At 68.5% G+C, this 21,487-nt stretch carries 19 protein-coding genes; 11 read left to right on the top strand and 8 right to left on the bottom strand.

Annotated elements, in window-relative coordinates; translation table 11 throughout:
- Positions 1-3: 3 nt before the first annotated feature.
- Positions 4-690 (bottom strand): lysozyme family protein, encoded by a 687-nt coding sequence (locus QHF89_RS38540; RefSeq protein ID WP_136972244.1) that lies wholly within the window; start codon positions 688-690, stop codon positions 4-6.
- Between the two features lie 77 nt (positions 691-767).
- Between QHF89_RS38540 and QHF89_RS38545 the strand changes: the two genes are divergently transcribed.
- The 9 genes from QHF89_RS38545 to QHF89_RS38585 all read left to right on the top strand — a co-directional run bounded on the left by QHF89_RS38545 (position 768) and on the right by QHF89_RS38585 (position 12,005).
- On the top strand, positions 768-1,325 hold the full coding sequence (locus QHF89_RS38545; protein WP_136972243.1) for a M67 family metallopeptidase: 558 nt from the start codon (positions 768-770) through the stop codon (positions 1,323-1,325).
- Between the two features lie 232 nt (positions 1,326-1,557).
- Complete coding sequence (locus QHF89_RS38550; protein ID WP_136972279.1) at positions 1,558-3,552, top strand: KUP/HAK/KT family potassium transporter; 1,995 nt, start codon at positions 1,558-1,560, stop codon at positions 3,550-3,552.
- Positions 3,553-3,586: 34 nt separating this feature from the next.
- Positions 3,587-4,333 carry a DUF5995 family protein gene (locus tag QHF89_RS38555; protein ID WP_136972242.1) on the top strand — a complete coding sequence of 249 codons (747 nt, stop codon included), beginning with the start codon at positions 3,587-3,589 and terminating at the stop codon, positions 4,331-4,333.
- On the top strand, positions 4,330-5,022 hold the full coding sequence (locus QHF89_RS38560) for a hypothetical protein (protein WP_136972241.1): 693 nt from the start codon (positions 4,330-4,332) through the stop codon (positions 5,020-5,022). The genes QHF89_RS38555 and QHF89_RS38560 overlap by 4 nt, the downstream gene beginning before the upstream one ends.
- Before the next feature lie 84 nt (positions 5,023-5,106).
- Positions 5,107-5,520: a DUF302 domain-containing protein gene (locus tag QHF89_RS38565; protein ID WP_136972240.1), complete on the top strand. Its 414-nt coding sequence runs from the start codon at positions 5,107-5,109 to the stop codon at positions 5,518-5,520.
- 50 nt (positions 5,521-5,570) lie between these two features.
- The gene (locus QHF89_RS38570) at positions 5,571-6,611 is read left to right on the top strand and encodes a ferritin-like domain-containing protein (protein WP_136972239.1); all 1,041 of its coding nucleotides are present in this window, start codon (positions 5,571-5,573) and stop codon (positions 6,609-6,611) included.
- A 119-nt stretch (positions 6,612-6,730) separates the two neighbouring features.
- On the top strand, positions 6,731-9,769 hold the full coding sequence (locus tag QHF89_RS38575) for a peroxisomal multifunctional enzyme type 2 (protein ID WP_136972238.1): 3,039 nt from the start codon (positions 6,731-6,733) through the stop codon (positions 9,767-9,769).
- A 29-nt stretch (positions 9,770-9,798) separates the two neighbouring features.
- Positions 9,799-10,977, top strand: coding sequence for a lipid-transfer protein (locus QHF89_RS38580; protein WP_136933081.1), 1,179 nt, complete (start codon positions 9,799-9,801; stop codon positions 10,975-10,977).
- A gap of 305 nt (positions 10,978-11,282) precedes the next feature.
- A complete protein-coding gene (locus QHF89_RS38585) occupies positions 11,283-12,005 on the top strand; it encodes a class I SAM-dependent methyltransferase (protein WP_284721471.1) in 723 nt (240 codons plus the stop codon).
- Between the two features lie 367 nt (positions 12,006-12,372).
- Here QHF89_RS38585 and QHF89_RS38590 read toward each other — a convergent pair whose 3' ends face one another.
- Positions 12,373-13,671: a glycosyltransferase family protein gene (locus tag QHF89_RS38590; protein ID WP_136972236.1), complete on the bottom strand. Its 1,299-nt coding sequence runs from the start codon at positions 13,669-13,671 to the stop codon at positions 12,373-12,375.
- On the opposite strand from QHF89_RS38590, the gene QHF89_RS38595 reads away from it, so the two are divergent.
- Together QHF89_RS38595 and QHF89_RS38600 are read left to right on the top strand one after the other, a co-directional pair.
- Positions 13,652-14,212: a hypothetical protein gene (locus tag QHF89_RS38595; protein WP_136972235.1), complete on the top strand. Its 561-nt coding sequence runs from the start codon at positions 13,652-13,654 to the stop codon at positions 14,210-14,212. The two genes, QHF89_RS38590 and QHF89_RS38595, sit on opposite strands and share 20 nt — an antisense overlap.
- A complete protein-coding gene (locus QHF89_RS38600) occupies positions 14,142-14,909 on the top strand; it encodes an AAA family ATPase (protein ID WP_136972234.1) in 768 nt (255 codons plus the stop codon). Before QHF89_RS38595 ends, QHF89_RS38600 begins: the two co-directional genes overlap by 71 nt.
- Positions 14,910-14,927: 18 nt before the next feature.
- Here the strand turns inward: QHF89_RS38600 and QHF89_RS38605 are convergent, their stop codons facing one another.
- From QHF89_RS38605 to QHF89_RS38630, 6 genes are all read right to left on the bottom strand, one after another.
- Positions 14,928-15,791, bottom strand: coding sequence for a tetratricopeptide repeat protein (locus tag QHF89_RS38605; protein WP_136972233.1), 864 nt, complete (start codon positions 15,789-15,791; stop codon positions 14,928-14,930).
- Positions 15,791-16,429 (bottom strand): hypothetical protein, encoded by a 639-nt coding sequence (locus tag QHF89_RS38610; protein ID WP_284721472.1) that lies wholly within the window; start codon positions 16,427-16,429, stop codon positions 15,791-15,793. The genes QHF89_RS38605 and QHF89_RS38610 overlap by 1 nt, the downstream gene beginning before the upstream one ends.
- A 175-nt stretch (positions 16,430-16,604) precedes the next feature.
- Complete coding sequence (locus QHF89_RS38615; protein WP_136972231.1) at positions 16,605-18,314, bottom strand: DUF3943 domain-containing protein; 1,710 nt, start codon at positions 18,312-18,314, stop codon at positions 16,605-16,607.
- Between the two features lie 129 nt (positions 18,315-18,443).
- Positions 18,444-19,604 (bottom strand): glycosyltransferase family 4 protein, encoded by a 1,161-nt coding sequence (locus QHF89_RS38620; protein ID WP_136972230.1) that lies wholly within the window; start codon positions 19,602-19,604, stop codon positions 18,444-18,446.
- 8 nt (positions 19,605-19,612) lie between these two features.
- On the bottom strand, positions 19,613-20,308 hold the full coding sequence (locus QHF89_RS38625; RefSeq protein WP_136972229.1) for a polysaccharide deacetylase family protein: 696 nt from the start codon (positions 20,306-20,308) through the stop codon (positions 19,613-19,615).
- 1 nt (position 20,309) lies between these two features.
- Positions 20,310-21,257: a class I SAM-dependent methyltransferase gene (locus QHF89_RS38630; RefSeq protein ID WP_136972228.1), complete on the bottom strand. Its 948-nt coding sequence runs from the start codon at positions 21,255-21,257 to the stop codon at positions 20,310-20,312.
- Between the last annotated feature and the right edge of the window lie 230 nt (positions 21,258-21,487).

Below are 21,487 nucleotides of genomic sequence, written 5' to 3' on the forward strand. Positions count from 1 at the left end.
AGCTCAAGCTACGGACAGGTTGGGTTTTACAACCTCGCCCGCCTCGAGGATCCACGTCCTCATGACGAGCGCGGCCTCGGCGTCACGGCGCCGGTGGAGCCCGCGGGCGACTTCCGGCGTCGCCGCGGTGTGGAAAGCCTTCATCTCGCGAATGCCATCGGCGACGCCGCGGATGCGGTTTCCGGCGATGGCCGCGCGGATGGAGTCGTAGGCCTTTTTCTTGAGGGGTTTGTCTTTCGTCTTCGTGCCGCAGTTGTAGACGAGGGACGTGAGCGCGCCCCAGGCGTGGGGCCCCAGGGTATCGACGCCCGGGAAGGCGCTCTTGGCGAGGTCGATGTACGACGGCAGGCGCCGGATGCGGAAAACGATCATGGCATCGTCCCAGGGGATCGAGATGTCGCGCGTGGCCCTCTCCGCGGCCCTGGACCCGCCCACGCCGAGATAGGCGCGGAGGCGATCGTACGCATCGGGCACCGGCAGGGCGGAGAGCCGCATCTTCCAGTCGCCTTCGAAGTTGTTCGTCTGGTGGCGGAGATCGTAGCCGATGCCGATCGTGAGGCCCGAGGCTTCGTTTCCCGGCCAGTGCGGGTGCGTGTACCTGCGGTCGTACAGGGACCGCGCGAGCTCGCGCTCGCCTCCTGCCACTTCCCAGGCGATAATGAGGTCGATCGCCTCCTGGCTGATGTCCATGGGCGCAGCCTACATCAGCCGGGCGCCGCATTCAGCAGGGTCGGCGAGGTAGGTGACGGAGAGACGAGGTAGGAGCGATGTGGACGAGCTTCGACGCGCCGTGGATGCACGGCGGTCTGCGTTTGACGCGCGCGGTCATGCGGGCCCTCGAAGCGGACGCGCGCGCTCGATATGGCAAGGACGAGGAGGCCTGTGGATATCTGGTGGGGCCGGCGAGTGACGCGCTGCTTTGTGACGAAATCGTGGCCCTGCCGAATTTGGCAGCGAGGCTGCATCAGATCGACCCGGAGACGTTCTTCCGGACGGCGCGCACGTTCTTCGCCTTCGAGGAGAAGAAGCTCAACGATGCGGTGCATCGCGGGCGCGGGGCCGGGCGCCCGGTGAAGGTGATTTACCACTCGCACCTCGATGCCGGTGCGTACTTCAGCGCGACCGACGCTGCGGTCATGTCGGGGGGAGATCCGCCGGCGCGTGAAGGGGGATCGGCGCGGCTCGGTCCGGGGCCGCTGTGGCCGCTCGCGTTCCTGGTGACGAGCGTGCGCGCGGGCGCCGAGGGGCCCGTGGTCGACGAGCACAAGCTGTTCGTCTGGAGGGACCGGAGCTTCGTGGAGGCGCCGTTCGAGATCGTGGACTGACACGGATGACCTCGAACGGTCACGGATCGGTCCGAGCGCACGCGCCCCCGCGCCCGCCCCCGCTCCCGCTTCCGCCCCCGCCCGCTTGGGTGTAGCGTCGCCCTCCGCGATGAACGACGACCAGACCCCGGCCCCAAAAGCAGCCTCGCCCGCCGCTTCCGAGCCGCCCCTTGCCATGGCCGACGAACCCAGCATCGTCGGCGCCTTCCAGGTCCACGCCGAAGCTGCTGCCATGGCCGCCGCCGACGCCGCCGCCGACGCCGCCGCCGCAACCGCGGCCCCCGGCGCAGCCGCCCCCGGCGCCCACCCCGACGGACACGCCCCCGGCGGCCACGGCCACGGCCATGCCCACGCCCCCGGCGCGCTCCCGGGCCTCGTCCTCGCGGCCCTCGGCGTCGTCTTTGGCGACATTGGCACGAGCCCCCTCTACGCCGTCAAGGAGTGCGTCACCGCGCCCCATGGGGTCCAGGCCAGCCCGGAGAACGTCCTCGGCCTCCTCTCCCTCATGTTCTGGTCCCTCTCCATGGTCGTCGCCGTGAAATACCTCACCTTCGTCCTCCGAGCGGACAACGAAGGCGAAGGCGGCACCATGGCGCTCCTCGCGCTCGTGCCCGAGAACCTCCGGCCGAAGAACAAGACGCACATCGGCTGGATCGCCGCCCTCGTCCTCTTCGGCGCCTCGCTCCTCTACGGCGACGGCGTCATCACCCCGGCCATCAGCGTCCTCAGCGCCGTCGAGGGCCTCGCCGTCGGTGCGAGCTCCCTCAAGCCGGCGGTCTTGCCGATCTCCGTCGTCATCTTGCTCGGCCTCTTCTGGGTCCAGAAGCGCGGGACCGCCGGGATCGGCAGGGTCTTCGGGCCGATCATGATCCTCTGGTTCCTCACGCTCGGGGGCCTCGGGGCGTATTACGTCGTCAAGAACCCCGCCGTCCTCGCCGCCATGAACCCGGCGTACGCGGTCACGTTTTTCCTCACCAACAAGTGGCACGCGTTCGTCATCCTCGGCTCCGTCGTCCTCTGCGTGACCGGCGGCGAGGCGCTCTACGCGGACATGGGGCACTTCGGCCGCAAGCCGATCACGTATGCCTGGTACGGCATGGTCATGCCGTCCTTGGCCTTGAACTACTTCGGCCAGGGCGCGCTCCTCCTCCAGCACCCCGAGGCCGCCGCGAACCCGTTTTTCTCCCTCGTCCCCAAGGGCCCGGCCACGTACGCGCTCGTCGCCCTCGCCACGGCGGCCGCCGTCATCGCCTCGCAGGCCATGATCTCCGGCGCTTACTCCCTCACGCGGCAGGGCGTGCAGCTCGGCTTCCTCCCGCGCGTCCAGGTCAAGCACACCTCCTCGGAGACCGAGGGCCAGATCTACATCCCCGAGGTGAACTGGGCCCTGTTCGCCGCGTGTATGGTGCTCGTCCTCTCCTTCCGGGAGTCGTCGAAGCTCGCCTCGGCCTACGGCCTCGCCGTCACCGGCTCCATGACCATCACGTCGATCGTCTTCTTCGTCGTCGTGCGGGAGCGCTGGCACTGGTCGCTCGCGAAGGCGCTGCCCCTGCTCCTGCTCTTCCTCACGTTCGACCTCGCGTTCCTGGGGGCGAACCTGCTCAAGTTCTTCGACGGCGGGTACGTGCCGTTCCTCATCGCCTCGATGATCTTCGTCTGCATGGCGATCTGGCGGAAGGGCCGCACGCTGCTCGGCCAGGAGTTCAAGAAGCGCACCCGGCCGCTCGTCGAGGTGCTGGAGGAGCTGCGCACCGGCAAGACGGCCGCCCGCGTGGACGGCGCCGCGGTCTTCCTCACGTCGAGCGCCGAGGAGGCGCCGCCCGTCCTGCTCCACCACGTCAGCCGCAGCAAGGCGCTCCAGAAGGTCGTCCTGCTCGTGACCGTGATTCCCGAGCGCATCCCGCGCGTGCCGCCGGAGCAGCGGGTCGAGGCCTCGCTCATCGCCGACGACTTCTACCGGATCATCTTCCGCTCCGGCTTCATGGAGGACACGAACGTCCCCGTGCTGCTCGCTGTGGCCAAGGCCAAGCTCGGCCTGCGGATCGAGCCCGACGAGACGACCTACTACCTCGGCCGCGAGACCCTGCTCGCCACGGGCAACGGGAAGATGGACAAGGTGTCGGAGACGGTGTTTGGTTTCCTGTCGCGCAACGCGACCGGGGCGACGAACTTCTTCAACCTGCCGCCCGAGCGCGTCGTCGAGCTCGGCATGCAGCTCGATCTTTGATGCGCGCGCTTCCCCTGGGGTAACCTCGGGGGGCATGACCAGCCGCGAATCCCTCGCCGAACGGATCCTGTCGCGCCCGCTGCGCTCCATCCACGACGTGCTCGCCGTGATGGAGATGATCAGCGGCGCCCTGCCGAGCGCCGACGGCGTCCACGCCTTCAACGAGCTGTACTCCTTCGTGACGGACCGCATCCGCCAGGAGCTCGATCGGGGGCGGTTCTCGACGCCCGTGCTGATCGAGGAGCTCGACGTGGTGTTCGCGGCCCTCTACTTCGACGCGTTCGTCGCCGAACTGCGCGCCCCGGGCTCCTCGCCGCGCGCCTGGCAGCCGCTCTTCGAGGCCCGGCACGATCGCTCGATCGCCCGGCTCCAGCACGCCCTCTGCGGCATGAACGCGCACATCAACCACGACCTCGCGATCGCGGTCGTGGAGACGTGCACCCGCAAGAGCATCGAGCCGCGGCGCGGGACGGGGTTTTTTGATGATTACCTCCTCATCAACGAGATCCTCGAGGACGCGGAGAAGGTCGCCACGAAGAAGCTCGCGACGGGGTTTTTGCGGGACGTCGAGGAGGCCCTCGGCTGCGTGGACAACATGATGGCGGTCTGGAGCGTGCGGAAGGCGCGGGATGCCGCCTGGGCGAACGCCGAGGTGCTCTGGACCCTCCGCGGCAACGATCTGCTCTACGACGCCTTCCTCCAGACGATCGACCGCATGACGGGGTTTGCCGGTCGGGGGCTCTTGCTTCCGCGGGGCCTCGGGGGAGAACCGGGGACGTGAACACCGAAGGCATGGGGACACGCGGGGGCAGGGCGCGCGGCAGCCGGCGGGAGGCGGCCGAGACCACCTGGTCGCATCCGCTGAACGCCGAGGCCGGGATGATGCCGATGCCGACGGATCCGCGCGAGATCGACGCGGCGCTCCGGGCCGGCAAGATTTCCCTGCGGCTCACGCCCTATTACGGGCTCCGGTACGGCGAGCGGGGCGTCCGGTTCACGCGCAGCGACAGCGCGTTCCTCGCGACCTTGCCCGAGCACGCCGAGGCCACGATCAAGCGGCAGGTCGAGTGGCTCGCCGGGGTGCTCTCGAACCGCGGGATGCCGAGCCTCCTGCTCGAACAGCACCTCCGGGTCCTCGGCCGCGAGCTCACGCGGGCCGTGCCGGAGAAGCGTGATTTTTATCGCGCGCTCTTCGTCGCGGCGGACGGGCTGCGCGCGCGGCGAAGAGGCCTCTTGCCGGAGCACGCGGGCAGGCCCATCGCCGAGGCGTTCCCGGCGGCCGCGGGGCTGCCGAACACGCGGCTCGCGCGGGGGACGGGGCACCTGCTCGTCGCGGCGGTGGCCGACGAGCGGGCGGGCATGCCGAACGCGGTGCCGAGCCTCGAGGCGTTTTTCCTCGACCCGGCGACGTTCCCGCCGCGCTTCGTCGCGGCCGCTCGGGAGACAATCACGCGGGCGCGGGGCGCTTGACGAGCGAGCGCGTCCTCGAATGGGCCGTATGTCCCCTTTCGATCGCCGGCGCGGCGCGCCACGTTTCGGGGCGAGGGGGAGCCCATGCCGAGGACGAATCTCCGCGCTTCACTCGACCTCCCGTACGACGACGCACTGGCGAAAATCCCCCAGTTCCTGAAGGACGTCGGATTCGGCGTCCTCACGCGGATCGACGTCGACGAGACGCTGCGCGCCCGGCTCGGCGTGCCTTTCCGGCGGTACACGATCTTCGGCGCGTGTAACCCCGTCCTCGCGCACCGGGCGCTGATCGCCGATCCGGACGTGGGCATTCTCCTGCCTTGCAATCTCGCCGTGTACGAGGACGACGATGGCCGGACGATCGTGGTCATCATGGATCCGCTCGAAGCGCTCGCCGACGACGAGGAGGCGGCGCTGCGCGAGGTCGCGGCCGAGGCGCGTACCAAGCTCAACCACTTCCTTTATTGCCTCGCGAAGGTGAGCCGCCGCGCGGCTTGACCGGAGCTCTTTTCGGCCGGTACCTTCGGCGCCGAAAGGAGCTTTCTTTCATGACGAGCAGGACCTGGACCGCGGACGCCCTCCGAGATCACCTCCAGAAGGCCGTGTACCTGGAGCTCTGGACCATCCCGATCTACCTCACGGCCGCGTACTCCTTGCAGGTGCCGGGAACGAGCGCGTCGAACCCGCCGACGCTCACGCCCGTGCGCAGCCCCAAGAACCCGAACCGGAGCCGCGAGCAGCTCGCGTTCAACGACATCTATTCGGTCGTGGTGCAGGAGATGTTGCACCTCGAGATCGCCGCGAACCTCTACAATGCGCTCTTCGCCGGGAAGGGGGATTCGCCGAAGCTCACGGGCGCGTGGGCGCCGCGGTACGACCAGGGGTTCCCGCCCTGGATCGGGGGGAAGGTGCCGGTGCAGCTCGGGCCGGTGAACGAGGCGCAGCTCCGCTTGATGACGGCGATCGAGACCCCGGAGCCCAAAGTGGACGGGCCCGCGAAGGGGCCGCAAGACGTCTACGATTCCATCGGCCAGTTCTACAAGGCCATCGAGCAGGGCGTGGATCAGCTCTGGAGCAGCCTCTACGATCCGAACGCCGATCACCGGCAAAAGAGCGAGTTCGCCGATCCGAAATACCCGGGCGACGATTACACGGGCTTCTCCGCGACGATCGGCGGCGACAGCCAGACGGCGCGGGCCCAGGCGGACAAGGCCATCAAGGCGATCGTCGATCAGGGGGAGGGGAGCGTCGGTCCCTTCGTCGAGCCGGACCTTCGGCCCGAGGACGGCTCCGACGTCCAGGACCGCTTCAGCCATTTCGGCCGCTTTCGCATGACGGAGGTCATGCTGAAGCTCGGCGGCGCGTTCAAGACGTACCCGACCGGCGGCAGCGCGGACCTCGACGCCGCGCAGAAGGCGCTGAACGAGACCTACACGGCCCTCTTGGATGCGCTGGAAAAGGGCTTCGCGGGAAGCGCCGACCTCGACCTCGGCCCGATGTGGGACCTGCCCGGCAAGATCGTCGCCGTCTGGGCCGCCGGGGGCGTGCCCGCGTTCCAGCCCCTCGACAGCTCCGGCGCCACGCGCTGACGGATCACGCCGGCCCTGGCAAACGGGCTCCGCACGTTCTCGTCCACACGAACCATTGACGTCGCTCACCAATTCGGATACTTCGTACGCGAAACTTTCTCGCGCGAGGGATCCAGCTCATGGCGAACGAGCTTCGTTTCGATGGAAAAGTAGCGATCGTCACTGGTGCGGGCAACGGGCTCGGGCGTGCGCATGCGCTCCTGCTCGCGAGCCGCGGGGCCAAGGTCGTGGTCAACGATCTCGGCGGGGGCCGGCATGGCGGGGGCACGAGCTCCGAGGCGGCGGACAAGGTCGTCGCCGAGATCAAGGCGGCCGGCGGCGAGGCCGTCGCGAACTACGATTCGGTGGAGAACGGCGGCAAGATCGTGCAGAGCGCGATCGACGCGTTCGGCCGCATCGACATCGTGATCAACAACGCCGGCATCCTGCGGGACGTCACGTTCCACAAGATGACCGAGGAGGACTGGGAGCTCATCTACCGCGTGCACGTGCTCGGCAGCTTCCGCGTCGCGCACGCGGCGTGGCCGCACATGCGCGACCAGGGCTACGGCCGCATCATCTTCACGTCGTCGGCGGCCGGCATTTACGGCAACTTCGGGCAGGCGAACTACGCGATGGCCAAGCTCGGCCTCGTGGGCCTCTCGAACACGCTGGCCCTCGAAGGCAAAAAGAAGAACGTCCTCGTCAACACGATCGCGCCGCTCGCGGGCTCGCGCCTGACGGAGACCGTGCTGCCGAAGGAGCTCATCGACGCGCTCAAGCCCGAGTACGTGAGCCCGCTCGTGGCCTACCTGTGTCATGAGAGCTCGACGGAGACAGGCGGGCTCTTCGAGGTCGGCGGCGGCTTCTTCGCGAAGCTCCGCTGGGAGCGCGCCGAGGGCAAGACGGTGCGGCTCGGGCGCGAGATCAAGCTCGAGGACATCCAGAAGGGCTGGGGCGCGATCGCCGGCTTCGACAAGGCCACGCACCCGGCCGAGATCAACCAGTCGATGGGCCCGGTCATGGCGAACGTGCAGGCCGGCCCGGCCAAGGGCGGCAATGACCTCATCGACGTCGATCAGGCGCTTGGCTACGAGTATCCGGCGGTTTCTTCGAGCTACGACGAGCGGGATCTCTCGATTTACGCGCTCGGCGTCGGCGCGGCGGAGAACCCGCTCGACGACAAGGAGCTGCGTTACGTCTACGAGCTGCACGGGCAGGGCTTCGCCCCGCTGCCGACGTTCGGCGTCGTGCCGGCGCTCTCTGCGCTGATGGATCTCGCGAAGGCGGGCAAGACCGCGCCCGGCATGAACTACGGGCTCGATCGGCTCCTGCACGGCGAGCAATACCTCGAGCTCATGCGGCCGCTGCCGCCGCACGGAAAACTCACGCACAAGGCCAAGGTCAAGGAGATCTGGGACAAGGGCAAGAACGCGCTGGTCGTCACGGAGATCCGCAGCACGGACGAGTCGGGCGAGGAGCTCCTGCGCAATGAGAGCACGGCCGTCATCCGCGGCGCGGGCGGCTGGGGCGGCGAGCGCGGGCCTTCGTCGGACATCAACGTCCCGCCGGAGCGCGCGCCGGACGCCACGATCGAGCAGAAGATCCCCGAGAACCAGGCGCTTTTGTATCGCCTCTCGGGCGACTGGAACCCGCTCCACGCCGACCCGAGCTTCGCCACGGCGTTCGGCTTCTCGAAGCCGATCCTGCACGGGCTCTGCACGTTCGGTTATGCCGCGCGGCACGTGATCCACGCGTTCGCGGGCGGCGACGCGCGCAAGTTCAAGAGCATCAAGGTGCGCTTCGCGGACAGCGTGTTCCCGGGCGAGACCGTGGTGACCGAGATGTGGAAGGAGAACGACGAGCGCATCGTGTTCCGCTGCAAGGTCAAGGAGCGCGACAAGGTCGTCATCTCGAACGCGGCGATCACGTTGTGGAAGGAAATCCCCCAGCCGAAGGCAAAGCCCGCGGCGGCGGCGGCGGCGGCGCCCGCGAAGGCGGCCGAGGATCCGGCCGGCGACGTGTTCATCGGGATCCGCGATTACGTCGAGAAAAACCCGGCCGTCGTCGAGAAGGTGAAGACCATCTTCCAGTTCGAGCTGAAGGGCCCGGACGCGACGTGGACGATCGATCTGAAGAACGGCAAGGGCGCGGTCTTCCCGGGCGCGGGCGCGGACAAGGCCGATACGGTCCTGGAGATTGCGTCGTCTGATTGGCTCGCGATGGCCACGGGCCAGGCCGATCCGCAGAAGCTCTACTTCGAGGGCAAGCTCAAGATCTCGGGCAACGTCATGGCCTCGCAGAAGCTCGGCTTCATGAAGAAGATCGATCCCGAGCAGGCCAAGGCCGCCATCGCCGCGCACAAGGCGAAGTCGGCCGGCGGCGCGGTGGCGGCTCCGGCGGCGGCGGCGCCCGCGAAGGCGGCCGAGGATCCGGCCGGCGACGTGTTCATCGGGATCCGCGATTACGTCGAGAAAAACCCGGCCGTCGTCGAGAAGGTGAAGACCATCTTCCAGTTCGAGCTGAAGGGCCCGGACGCGACGTGGACGATCGATCTGAAGAATGGCAAGGGCGCGGTCTTCCCGGGCGCGGGCGCGGACAAGGCCGATACGGTCCTGGAGATCGCGTCGTCCGATTGGCTCGCGATGGCCACGGGCCAGGCCGATCCGCAGAAGCTCTACTTCGAGGGCAAGCTCAAGATCTCGGGCAACGTCATGGCCTCGCAGAAGCTCGGCTTCATGAAGAAGATCGATCCCGAGCAGGCCAAGGCCGCCATCGCCGCGCACAAGGCGAAGGCCGCGAGCGGCGAGGTGAAGGTCGAGGCGGCTCCGCAGGCGGCTGCGGCGCCGAAGGGGCCGGGCGCAGCGGCGGTCTTTGATGCGCTCAAGGAGCGGCTGGTGAAGTCGCCCGAGCTCGCGAAGGAGGTCGACGCCGTGATCGAATTCCGCCTGACGGAGGGCGACTGGCACGTCGACTTCACGGGCGGCAAGACGACGGTGGCGGTCGGTCGGGCGACGAAGCCGGCGGCGGTGCTCACGCTCTCGACGGAGGACTTCGTCGCGTTCGTGGCAGGCAAGGAGCAGGACGCGCGGCTCTTCCAGACGGGCCGCCTGCGGGTCGACGGCGACGTGCGGATCGCCTCGAACCGGCTGCATTTCTTGAAGGGGCTCTTGGGTTAATCGCGACGCGTTCGCAGAAGGAGGCTCAAATGGGCAGGCGAGTCAACGTCATCGGCGTCGGAATGGTGAAGTTCCAGAAGCCCGGCGCCAGCGAAGAATACAACGTGATGGCCGCGAAGGCGGCGCGCACGGCCCTCGCGGACGCGGGCGTCGATTACAAAGACGTCGAGCAGGCGTACGCGGGGTACGTCTTCGGCGACAGCACGTGCGGGCAGCGGGCGGTCTACGAGGTCGGCCTGACGGGCATCCCCGTCATCAACGTGAACAACAACTGCTCGACGGGCTCGACGGCGCTCTACCTCGGCCGCCAGGCCATCGAGGGCGGCCTCGCCGAGTGTGTGCTCGTCGTCGGCTTCGAGCAGATGGAGAAGGGCGCGCTCGGCTCGAAGTGGGGCGATCGGACGAGCCCGATGGACAAGCACGCGGACGTGATGAACCGCGTGCAGGGCTTCAACCAGTCGCCGCCGACGGCGCAGATGTTCGGCGGCGCGGGGCGCGAATACCGCTGGAAGTACGGCGCGAAGCGCGAGACGTTCGGCAAGGTGGCGGAGAAGGCCCGCAAGCACGCGAGCAAGAACCCGTTTGCCCTGTTCAACGAGGTGCTCTCGCTCGAGCAGATCATGGCCTCGCCCGAGGTCTTTGATCCGCTCACGCGCTTCCAGTGCTGCCCGCCCACGTGCGGCGCGGCCGCGGCGATCCTCTGCTCGGAGGACTTTGCCCGGAAGAAGGGCATCTCCGGCTCGATCTACATCGCGGCGCAGTCGATGACGACGGATTATGCGTCGAGCTTCGGCGACAGCATGATCAAGATGATCGGCTACGACATGGCGAAGGCGGCCGCCGACCAGGTCTACGCGAAATCGGGACTCGGGCCCGAGGACGTGCAGGTGGTGGAGCTGCACGACTGCTTCACGGCGAACGAGGTCGTGACGTACGAGGCGCTCGGCCTCTGCAAAGAGGGTGAGGCGGAGAAGTTCATCGAGGAAGGGAACAACACGTACGGCGGCAAGTACGTGACGAACCCGTCGGGCGGGCTGCTCTCGAAGGGCCATCCGCTCGGGGCGACCGGACTTGCGCAATGCACCGAGCTCGTCTGGCAGCTCCGCGGCACGGCCGAGGCGCGCCAGGTCGAGGGGGCGAAGGTCGCGCTCCAGCACAACCTGGGCCTCGGCGGGGCCTGCGTCGTGACGATGTACCGCAAGGACTGACCGCCCCGAAACCATCCGGGACGAACGAGGCCGCGCTCGAAAGGGCGCGGCCTTCGTCGTTTCGAAAGCCCGGCGCGCCCCCTGTGGCGAGGCGACGACACCGGATACGAGCGCCCCTGTCGAGAAACGACGACACCACGACAGACGCGCCGTGGCACGTGCGCGACACCCAAGAAGGGCCCCGCGTCGGCGCGCGGACGGCGAGGTGCACGATTCCAGGGGAATTGCGCAGCTTCAGCCCTCCGGCATCCGTCTTGCTCTGCATGAAGGTCGAGATGAACGGAACGACAACCCCCATGGTATCGATGATGGAAACGCTCACCCACTGGCATTTCCGCCGCATCGAGGAATGCTCGACGCTGCTCCAATGGCTGGATCCGCGGCCCGGGGAGCGGGTCCTCGACATCGGCTGTGGCGACGGATATTACGACGCCCGCATCGCAGCGCGAGGCGCGCACGTGGTGGGCGTGGACATCCACGAAAAGCGCCTCGCCAAGGCGCAACGCAAGCACCAGAGCGAGCGGACGGACTACCATTTCATGGACGCCGAGGAGCTCGGCTTCGAGCGCGACTCGTTCGACAAGGTGATCTCGTTCTGCGTCATCGAGCATTTCCGGAACGAGGACCGCGTGCTCGAACACGTCAGCCGCGTGCTCCGGCCCGGCGGCAGGCTTTTTCTTTCAGCCGACAGCCTATCAAACCCCGAGGTCACGGACGCGGAGCGCGACGCGCATCGGCGGAGGTACGCGGTGAACAATTTTTATACCGTGGACCACCTGCGCGAAAAACTCCGGCGGGCCGGGCTCGAGCTCGAGCGATACCACTACATCCTCACGACGCCCATCACGCTCGCGCTGGCGCGGCTCTCCTGGAAGCTCGACGATCTGCCGCCCTTCCTCATGCCCCTGCACGGAATCGGGTATGCCGTGCTGGGGACGGTGGGCAAGGTAATCTCGGATTTCGCCGAGGATCACGCGCGGCGGCCAGACAGCGGGCTGACGCTGCTGGCCGAGGCGCGGAGGAGATGACGGAGCCGTCGCGCCGGGGCGCTGCCCCGGACCCCGCGGGGGGCTGTCCGCCCCCTCGACCCCGGACCAGGCACGGCCTGGACCGAAGGGGAAGAACTGCGCAACGCGCAGTTCTTCCCACGGGCCGGTGGCAAGACCATGGACGTGCGTCTCAGACTGGCGACGGCCACCCCGCCAGTGGAACCGTCAACGCTGCGGTCTTGGCTGGCAGGCCCGTCGCCGGTCTTGACCCTGGCTGTTCGATGAACTGCGCACCGCGCAGTTCATCGACCTGGGTCCAGCGCCTCGCTGGTCCGGGTCCCGGGGCGGACAGCCCCGGGTGGGGCCTGGGGCAAAGCCCCAGCGCAACGCCTCCCATGCTCCGGCTCTACCGGACGAGGCCATCGAGCACCGCGGCGAACCTGTCGGCCGCCGTCTCCGAGGAAAACTCGCTCGGCGCCGGGACAGGCGAGGGCAGGGCGCGCGTCGCGCGGAACTGCGCGAGGTGCGCCGAGAGGGACGCGACGAGCGCGTCGACGTCGCCGGGGCGGATGCGCGCGTTGTCTGGGCGGTGCGCGAGCAATTCGTCGACTTCGGGGTTTTCCGTGATGGAGAGGATGGGCATGCCCGAGGCGATGTAATCGTACGTCTTCGCCGCGATTCGCAAGACGACGCGTGGATCCACCATGGAAAGCAGCACGTGCGCGCGGCGGAGCTCGCCGAGCAGGGCGCGCTGCGGGATGGGCGGGGTGAAGTCGACGAAGGCCGAAAGCCCCATGCGCTCCACCTCGGCGCGCTCGAATGCCGTTGCGCGGCCGATCTGCCGGAGCACGAGATCCGCGGGCGTGAGCTTGTCCCGGTCGATGATGCGGCGGAGCGCCTGGCCGATGTCGTCGACGCGTGTCTCTGCGCGCAGGGTGCCCGTGTGCAGGATCGTGAACCGCGAGGGCGGCTCGGGCGACGCAGGGGCGGGGTCGTAGAGCGACGCGTCGAAATGATTGCGGACGAAGGACGATTTGCCGGCGAGGAAGGGATAACGCTCCTGGTAGGCGGCGAGGGCGCGGCGCGTGTTCAGGACGACGTGGTCGGCGCGTGTGAGGATGTGGTGTTCGAGCGTGGCGACCACGTGATGGCGACCTCGCTCGGCGGCGCCTTGGGGCGGCGCGGCGCCGGACTCGTGCAGGCCCCAGGGGTCGCGGAAATCCAGGACGAGCGGCAAGCCGAGGCGGCGGGCCGCATGCACGCCCACGGGCAAGCAGGAGAAGGGGCCGGCGCTGACCACGACGGCGCGCGCCCCCTCGCGGCGGCCGAGCGCGACGGCCTCGCGGGCGGCGTGCGGGCCGTGGAGCAAGCAGCGGTCGCCGAGGTCGCGGAAGGGGTTCAGGCCCTCGATGGGGCGCGCCGGGCCCTTCTTGTCGGGCGCGGGGCCCCGCAGGCGTTTTTCGAGGGCCGTGAGGCCATCACGCGCGGCGAGGATCCGGCGGTCGAGGTAGGCGTCGTGCGTCACGACCTCGGGCGGCAGGGCGCGGAGCAGCTCGGGATCCTGCGTGTCTTCGGGGAACGTCGCGCAGAGGACGGCGGGCCGGTAGCCCCGCGGGACGAGCTTGCGCGCGAGCTTGACCCAGCGGTAGGCGCCGACGGCGGCCTGGGGCGCGAAGTAGGGGGCGATGAGGAGGAAGGTGCGCACGGAGCGAGGAAGGAGGCAGGGGCGACGTGAAGGAGGGGGAGGCGGCGGCCTTGATGCCGATTTGCGCGACGTATTTCAAGCGTTTTTCGAGGTCCGTGAAGCGTCCCCGGACGTCTGCGACTTCTTCCCGGCGGTCGAACACGGCTTCCCGGTGGTGAGGGGCTCCTCGTCGGAGGTCGCGCACCTCTTCCCAGAGGTGAAGAACCTCTCATCGGAGGTCGCGCACCTCTTCCCAGAGGTGAGGAACCTCTCGTCGGAGGTCGTGGACTTCTTCCCGGAGGTGAGAGAACACCCCAAGGCCTACGAAGGCCTCTGGAAGGAGAGGAAACACCTCCTGTCGGAGGTCGATCGACCTCCGACAGGAGATGAGGTCACCTCCTGGGGGACGTTCGTGTCCACGTCCCAGGGGGGCAGACGCTTCCGATGGACGCTTGTTTTTCCCCCGGGCGCGCTGCTACGCCAGGGTTCGTATGAAGCGCTCGAAGCCCGCCAAGCTCCCTCCTTCGGAAGGCTTCGTTCGAGCGATCACGCTGCTCCGTGACCGCGTCGAGGACCCGAACGTTTATCCGTACACCATCCCGGCCGTTCGTTCGCTCGAGACCCTCGACTTTCATCCCCGGGTGACGTTCCTCGTCGGGGAGAATGGCTCGGGCAAGTCCACGATCCTCGAAGCTGTCGCGCTCCTGCTCGGGTTTAATGCGGAGGGGGGCTCGAAGAACTTTCGATTTGCCACGCAAAGCTCGGAGTCGGAGCTTCACCGGGCGTTGCGTCCGGTCCGGAGCGCGCGCCGCGAGCGGCACGGTTTTTTTCTCCGGGCCGAGAGCACGTTCAACGTGGCCACCCACATCGAGCACCTGGGCATCGAGGCGTGGTATGGCGGCCGCTCGCTGCACGAGCGCTCGCATGGCGAGGCGTTCTTGACGCTCGTCGAAGAGAAGTTTCGCCCCGACGGCTTGTACCTGCTCGACGAACCGGAGGCCGCGCTCTCGCCGGGGAGGCAGCTCCGTTTCCTCGGGCATCTCCATGTCCTGGCCAAGGCTGGGGCGCAGTTCATCATCGCGACCCATTCGCCGATCCTGCTCGCGTATCCTCAGGCGCTGCTCTACGAGCTTTCGGAGGACGGCATTGCGACGGTCCAGTACGAGGAGACGGAGCATTATCGGCTCACGAAGGAGTTTTTGCTCCATCGGGAGCGGTTCTTCCGGGCGTTGTTCGAGGAAGACAAGGAAGAGGGGTGAGGCGGGCGGCGGGCGGGGTCAGGGCTTGTCGGGAAGCCGCACCTCGCTGTACCCCGGCCTGTGTAGGTTTCCCCGCGCGACGACGGCCCCGGCTTCCGCGAGGGCGATGAGCCGGCGGGCAAAGAGACGGAGGTGATTGTCGGTGCGCGGAAAGCCGCAAGCTTCTATCGCCTCGAAGATGATGCGCGCCGATTTCTGAGCCCGATCGCGCGTGTGTTTGAGCAATGCCGCGTCGATGGCTGCGAGACCGGCCGCACCCAGCTTCGTCGCCAGCGCGGCCTCTTTTTCGTCGGGAGAGTCGGGCAGCACAACCCAATTCTCGAAAAATAGTCTTCCACGCCCTTTTGGCAGTCTCAACGATTCACGCGTAATGACTTCAGGGCGCGGCTCCAGGCTCTTCCCGCACAACGCAAAGAGTTCCGCCTTCGATCGGGCCTTTATCGTCCAGAAGACATAGTCATCCCGTATGTGCGAAAGGTCGGCCAGCGCTTCGGCCTTTTTGCCCAACTGGACCAAAGCCTCCGCGCGCAGGAAGTGGAGGGCGTCACTGTAATCATCCCAGTCGAGTTCGTCACACAGGATGAGCCCCTGGCTGAAGTCGGCCACGGCGCGCTCGTAGTCGCCCGACAGGAGTGCATACGCGCCCCGATCGAGGAACAACACGGGCTGCTGGCCGTCGAGATCCATCGCTCGTGTCGCGGCTGCGATGGCAGCCGCATAGTCGCCCCTCGACTCGTGGGCGTACGCCAACGTGTGCCAAACCTCCCAGATTTCGGGGTACTGCTCCGTGAACTCGACAGCGTCGTCAAATGCAGTCGGATCCTTCGCGCGAATGCGCAAATTGATGTTCATGATTTCAGGCGCCAACAAATCGGCATCCATCAAAATCTCCTTCCAGGCCGTGGGTTGTCATACCTAGGGCTCTTGTCACGGTCCACTTTTTTGCCACCGCAATCCTCGTGAATGTACCCCTCGATGCACTCCTGCCATATCTTGTCGCGTCCGACCACGCCGAGTGGAGGGTTATTTGTGTTCAGCCATTTGTCGCATTCCTCGTACGCGTGTTCCCGCTGCTTGTCACACTCCTCCTTCGTCGGTTTGTCGTGCGTCAAGGAAACCGCCGCCGCCACGACGAGCACCGCGACGCCCACGACGATCGTCACGCCGGACGCCGAGACGACCACGGGGACGAGCCGGATCAACTCGGAGATGACCGAGACGTTCGCCAAGAGGCCCCGTGCAGGCAAGAGGCCGCCGCGTGAGATGAGGTCGTCCGGGTCCGGCGAGTACCCCGCGTCCGCCATCGTCCGCAGCGCATCCATCATGCACCGTTCGAGGCCGGAGTCGTCGAGGCGCGGCCCCTTGGGCGTCACCTTGGAGACCTGGTTGCTGGTCAGCTCGACCTGGAACTCGATCTCGTACGCGTGGCGCGGGAGCCGCCCCGCATGCTCCTCCGCGCACGCTTGAAGCGCGCGGACCGTGCTCGCAGGGAGCGACCCCTCCGTCGGGGGGTCGGGCACGGCGGCGTACTCGTCACTCGCCCCACATCCCATCGGCACCCAACACACCGCCAAACACGTAGCGAACAACGTCGCCCCCGCAAGCCGCCGCCCCCGCGTGCTCATGAGTTCCCCCCCTCGCTTGCCGAGGATGGTACCTGGTTGTCGGGGTCAGGTGGAAGAGGGGACCGCGGCATCAAAACCGAAACGCAATCCCCGCGCGGAGCTTCGTGCTCGCATGCGACGCGCGAAACGGGCCCATACGGCCCCACCGATCGAGGTGCTCGACCTCGACCCACGCGAGCGGCGACTTGTCGCCCGACAGCGTGTACGAGAGCCAGACGCGCTCCCCGGCGCGCCGATCCCTCAGGCGGACGTCATTCGTGACCCGCTCCTGGTACCGATCGAGCCCCTCGATCGATTCGAAAAAATCGTACGTGAGCTGCGCGCCGAGTTCAAAGCGCCGATACGCAAGCGAGAGCGTGGGGCGCACGGTGCCGCCGAGCGCGAAGTAGTAACGTTTGTCCGCGACCACGGTCTTCAAGCCCGCGTCGCCGCGGCCCTGGATGTACGCGGACGCGGCCATCGAATGCACGGCGCCGAAGTCGCCATATGCGTCCACGCTGGCGCGGGCGCGCGCGTCTCCGTGGTGCAGCGTGAGATCCACCGTGGCGCCGAGCGCGTTCGCGACGCCGATTTTGTCCTCCTCCAGGCCCTCTTGCCGGTGTTTTGCGTAATTGAAGCCGGTGGAAGGGCCCGCGAAGATCGTGTATCCACGGCGTCCGCCACGCCCGTCGGGCACGATCTTCTGATCGTAAACACCCCCGAGCAGGACACGCGTGACGAAATCGAGTTGCTCCACCCCCCGATCGTCGACGGAACCGACGAGCCGAAAACTCGTGACGTCGCCGGCATCGAGGCGCTTCGTGAGCACGCCGGGGTGGTCGTACCCGGGGACGTCGATGATCTCCGTGCTCACGCCCATACGGCGCTGCGCGCGGCGCAGGCCGTCCCGCTCGGCCTCCGCGCTCACGCCGAGGAGCACGTCGAAGCGATGCCAGACGTCGGCGGGCAAGCCAAAGTCATCGAGCACCTGGGCGCGCGCGACGTGCACCGGTTCGAGGCGCCGGCGGAGGTATCGGAACGGCGAAAAGACGAACGCGAGGACGTTGTTCACGAGGTTGTCCTCGCCGCGCTCGAAAAAGAGGCCGAGCTGGTGGACCGGCTCGCCGACGGCAAAGCCGCCCTGGGGCGTGAGGACGAGGTCGTTCAAGCTGACCTTCTCACGGTATTCGCCGAGGTACTCCCACAAGACCGAGCCCGCGCACGAGAACAAGAACGACTCGCCCGCGCCGAGCCCGGCCCCACGCGCGGCGAGGTACGTCATCGTGCCGGCCGCGGGGTGCGAATAGGTGTTCGTCTCGAACTTGTTCGTGTCGAACCGGACGGCTTCGAGGGTCCAGGCTTTTTTGTAAAAACTCGGCGCCGACCACGAGAGCTCCCAGTCGACGCTGTTGGCGCTCATGTGGACCCAGTAATCGGCGAGGCCGTAGCTCATCAGGGCGAGGATCGTGGCGCCGGCCATCAGGCGATAACGGACGCGCGGCGCGCGGATCACGCGCCACGGGTGGGGATCGATCTCCCAGGAAAACCCCGCGCCCGCGAGCACGAGCGGAGGCGTATTCCCCGGGCCCGGGAAGACACGCACGCCGAACGGGACGTCCGGCGAGAGCCAAAGGCGGTACCGCGGAGTGCCGAGCGGAGGCGCGTGGTCGACCGGCACGGCATTCGCGAAGGGATCGAGCACGGGGTCCGGGATCGGATCGAGCGGGATCGGCGGCGGAGGCTCGGGGTCGGCTGCCTGCGTGCTCGGCGCGAACAACGTCGCGAACGCGGACACGAGCACGGGCGCACAAGCGCGGCGAAACCGGCACGCGGCCGCCTGCCTGCTCCCGCGCCTCGCTCGTGCGTCGGTCTCCAAACCGCCTCGCACGGGAGGAGTGCAAGACGCGGGCCGGTCAGCGGAGCTCGCTCGTCAGGGGATCCAGGGAGCGATCTCGCGGTACGCGTCGAGCGTCTGCTTGGCTGTGTCCTCCCAGCGGAACCGCGCGGCACGGGCGAGGCCACGGGCCTTCAGATCCTGCCGGAGGGCCTCGTCCTTGGCGACGGCGCGGAGCGCCTCGGCGAGCGCGTCGAGATCCCGCGGATCCCGGACGAGCGCAGCATCCCCCGCGACCTCGGGCACCGACGTGAGGCTCGAACAAACGACCGGGCAGCCGCACGCCATGGCTTCGAGCACGGGCAAACCAAAGCCCTCGTAGAGCGAGGGGAAGATCAACGCCTCGGCGCGGGCGTAGAGCCCAACGAGCGCCGAGAGGCCCACGCGGCTCTGGACGTGCACCCGCGAGAGCAGCCCCGTCTCGCGCAACGCCGCTTCGAGCTCCGCGGGGAAGGTGCGCTCGCGCTGGATGATGACGAGGTGCAGGTCGTCCGCGGTCGTGAACGCGCGGGCGAACGCGAGGACCGCGGCCGCGTGGTTCTTGTTGGGGTAACCGCCGCCGAGGACCAGAAAAAACCGGCGCCCCGCGGGGACGAGTGGTTCCGTGCGCGCGAGGGCCTCGGAGGCGTCGAGCGGCGCGAAGACGGGGTCGACGCCGAGGGGCGTGACGCGGACGCGCGGCGCGGAAGCGGGATCGACGCGGATCGTGTCGCCTTTGCTGTGCTCGCTGACGGCGAGGATGCGGCCGGCGCGGCGGATCGAGGAGCGGATCGCGGCGGACCAGTACGGCGCGAGCAGCACGCGGAGCAGGGGATTCGGGAAGACGAGCTCGGGACACGCGATTTGCATGACGTCGTGCATCGTGAGCACGCTCTTCGCAGGCGCCCCGAGCGGCAGGACGCGGTACGGCGCGTGGAAGAGATCGTCCGGGCCGAGGCGCTTGTGCAGCCACGCGCCGAGGCGGAGCAGGGAGTCCGGGTGGTTCGGGTCGCCGGAGACGAGCCACTCCGTGACATTGGGCGCGCGCGAGAGCGGGCCCCGCGCGCCCGGGTGGCGGAGCAGGACGAAGGGGACGTCGGGCGCGAGCGCGGGGAGATGGTCCACGAGCGCAGCGACGACGGTGGCGACGCCGCCGGGGGCGCCGCGGAGGACACGGGCGTCGAGGACGATGCGGGGAGGCGCCGTTCTTCGGGTCATGGGGGGTCTCAGGCGGAGAGCAGCTCGCCGACGGTGACGGCGCGCAGGCCGCGGGCGTCGAGGGCGTCGAGGATCCGCGGCAACGCGCGGACGGTGGGCTCGCGGGAGCCCGCGTACACGGAGCCGGGCGCGCAGCCGTCGTGGAGGAGGAGGATGGCGCCGGGCTCGAGCGCGTCCTCGATGTGGCGGACGATGGCCGGCGTATCGGATCGCTCGTCGAAGCCGCCGCCGGACCAGTGGACGCAGACCATGCCGAAGCGGCGCTCGACGTCGCGGGGGGCGATGCGGCCCGGGTTCCCCCAGGGAAACCGGTAGTGGCGGGGGCGCGCGTGGACGACGCGATCGAAGAGGTCGAGGGCTTTTTCCGTGTCGACCCGGAACGCCTCGGGGTCGTTCACGGCCGCACGATCGTGGGCGTAGGAGTGGCAGCCGATCTCCTGCTCGGCGTGGACACGCCGCGTGAGGTCGGGGGCGTTCTCGACGGCAGAGCCGAGGAGGAAAAACGTGGCGCGGGCGCGGCGCGCGGCGAGGATGTCGAGGATCGCCGGGGTGTGCGCGGGGCTCGGGCCGTCGTCGAAGGTGAGGGCGACCTCGGGGCGCGCCGGGCCGTGCAGGACGAGGCCGCCGCGGAAGAGGCCTCGGGCGGCGCGGACGGCGCGCCGGAGGGCGAGCAAGGGGCCTGGGAAGGGCGAGGCGGGGCGCACGTCAGCGGGCCCGGGCGACGACGACGAGCGTGGCGCGGCGGCCCTCCTTGGAGGCCACGGCGCCGAGGTCGTAGGTGATGTACCCGTCCACGAGGACCTCCAGGGTCTGGAGCAGCCGCGCCGGCGGGACCTCGGTCGGCACGACGAAGGGCGCGGCCTTGTCCTTCTGGGGCTTGGGCGCCGCGGGCTTGCCCTTCGTCCGGAAGAGCGACTGGAGGCGGAGCAGGGCCGCGCGCGGGGCGGGCTCGTGCAGGAGGAGGGCGTAACGCTGCACGTCGAGGATCTCGAAGCCGGTGCGCTCGGCGAGCAAGCGGAGCTGCTTCTCGCCGAAGTGGTAGAGGTGATCGGGCAAATCGAGCTCGTTCGTGCCGGCCCAGCGCTCGCCTGGCAGCTCGGCGACGTTGCCGGTCTGGAAGACGAGCAAGCCGCCGGGGCGGAGGAGCGCGTGCATCTGCCGGAACGCGTCGAGCGGGTAGGCGAGGTGCGAGAGGACGTTCCGGTGGTAGACGACGTCGAAGCTGCCCGGCGACAGCTCGACCGACGCGAGCGTGCCCTCGTGGACATCCACGCCGAGGACCTCGGTCGCGTAACGGACGAAGGGCCCGGTGATGTCGATCCCGGTAGGCGAGAAGCCGCGGGCGCGGGCCTCACGGAGGAAATACCCGGCGGCGCTGCCGATCTCGAGGAGGCGGCCGGAAGCGGCGTGGCGGCCGATGAGGTCGAGGGCGCGGCGCGCCTCGTAGACGGCGCGCTCGACGTTGCGGATCTGGAGGCCGAGGTCGACCTTGGTCTCCTGGCCCTCGTAGAGGCGCTTCATCTCGCCCTCGGTGGGCCGCGGCGTGACGAAGACGAGGCCACAGCCCTCACAGGCGACAGCCTCGTAGCCGTTCTCGGCGTGGTACGGGCGCGTCCCTCGGTCACCGCAGAAGATGCAGGAAACGGCCTCCATGCGGGCGGCGACGTATCAGCAACGGACAAGCGCGTCAAACGTACGCATGGGTCACGCCCTGGACCCCGGGGCGCTGCCCCGGACCCCGCGGGGGGCTGTCCGCCCCCTTGTATCTGAAGGCTGCGCTAGGGTTCGGGGGTCTGGAGGCAGAGGGCGCGGTAGACCGTGGCCCCTTGGGTCTTCGAGCCCGTGGTCGAGCTTGGGTCGCCGCGCTCTCGTCCTCCGGCGGT

The sequence above is a fragment of the Polyangium sorediatum genome, assembly GCF_029946465.1.
Taxonomy (GTDB): domain Bacteria; phylum Myxococcota_A; class Polyangia; order Polyangiales; family Polyangiaceae; genus Polyangium; species Polyangium fumosum.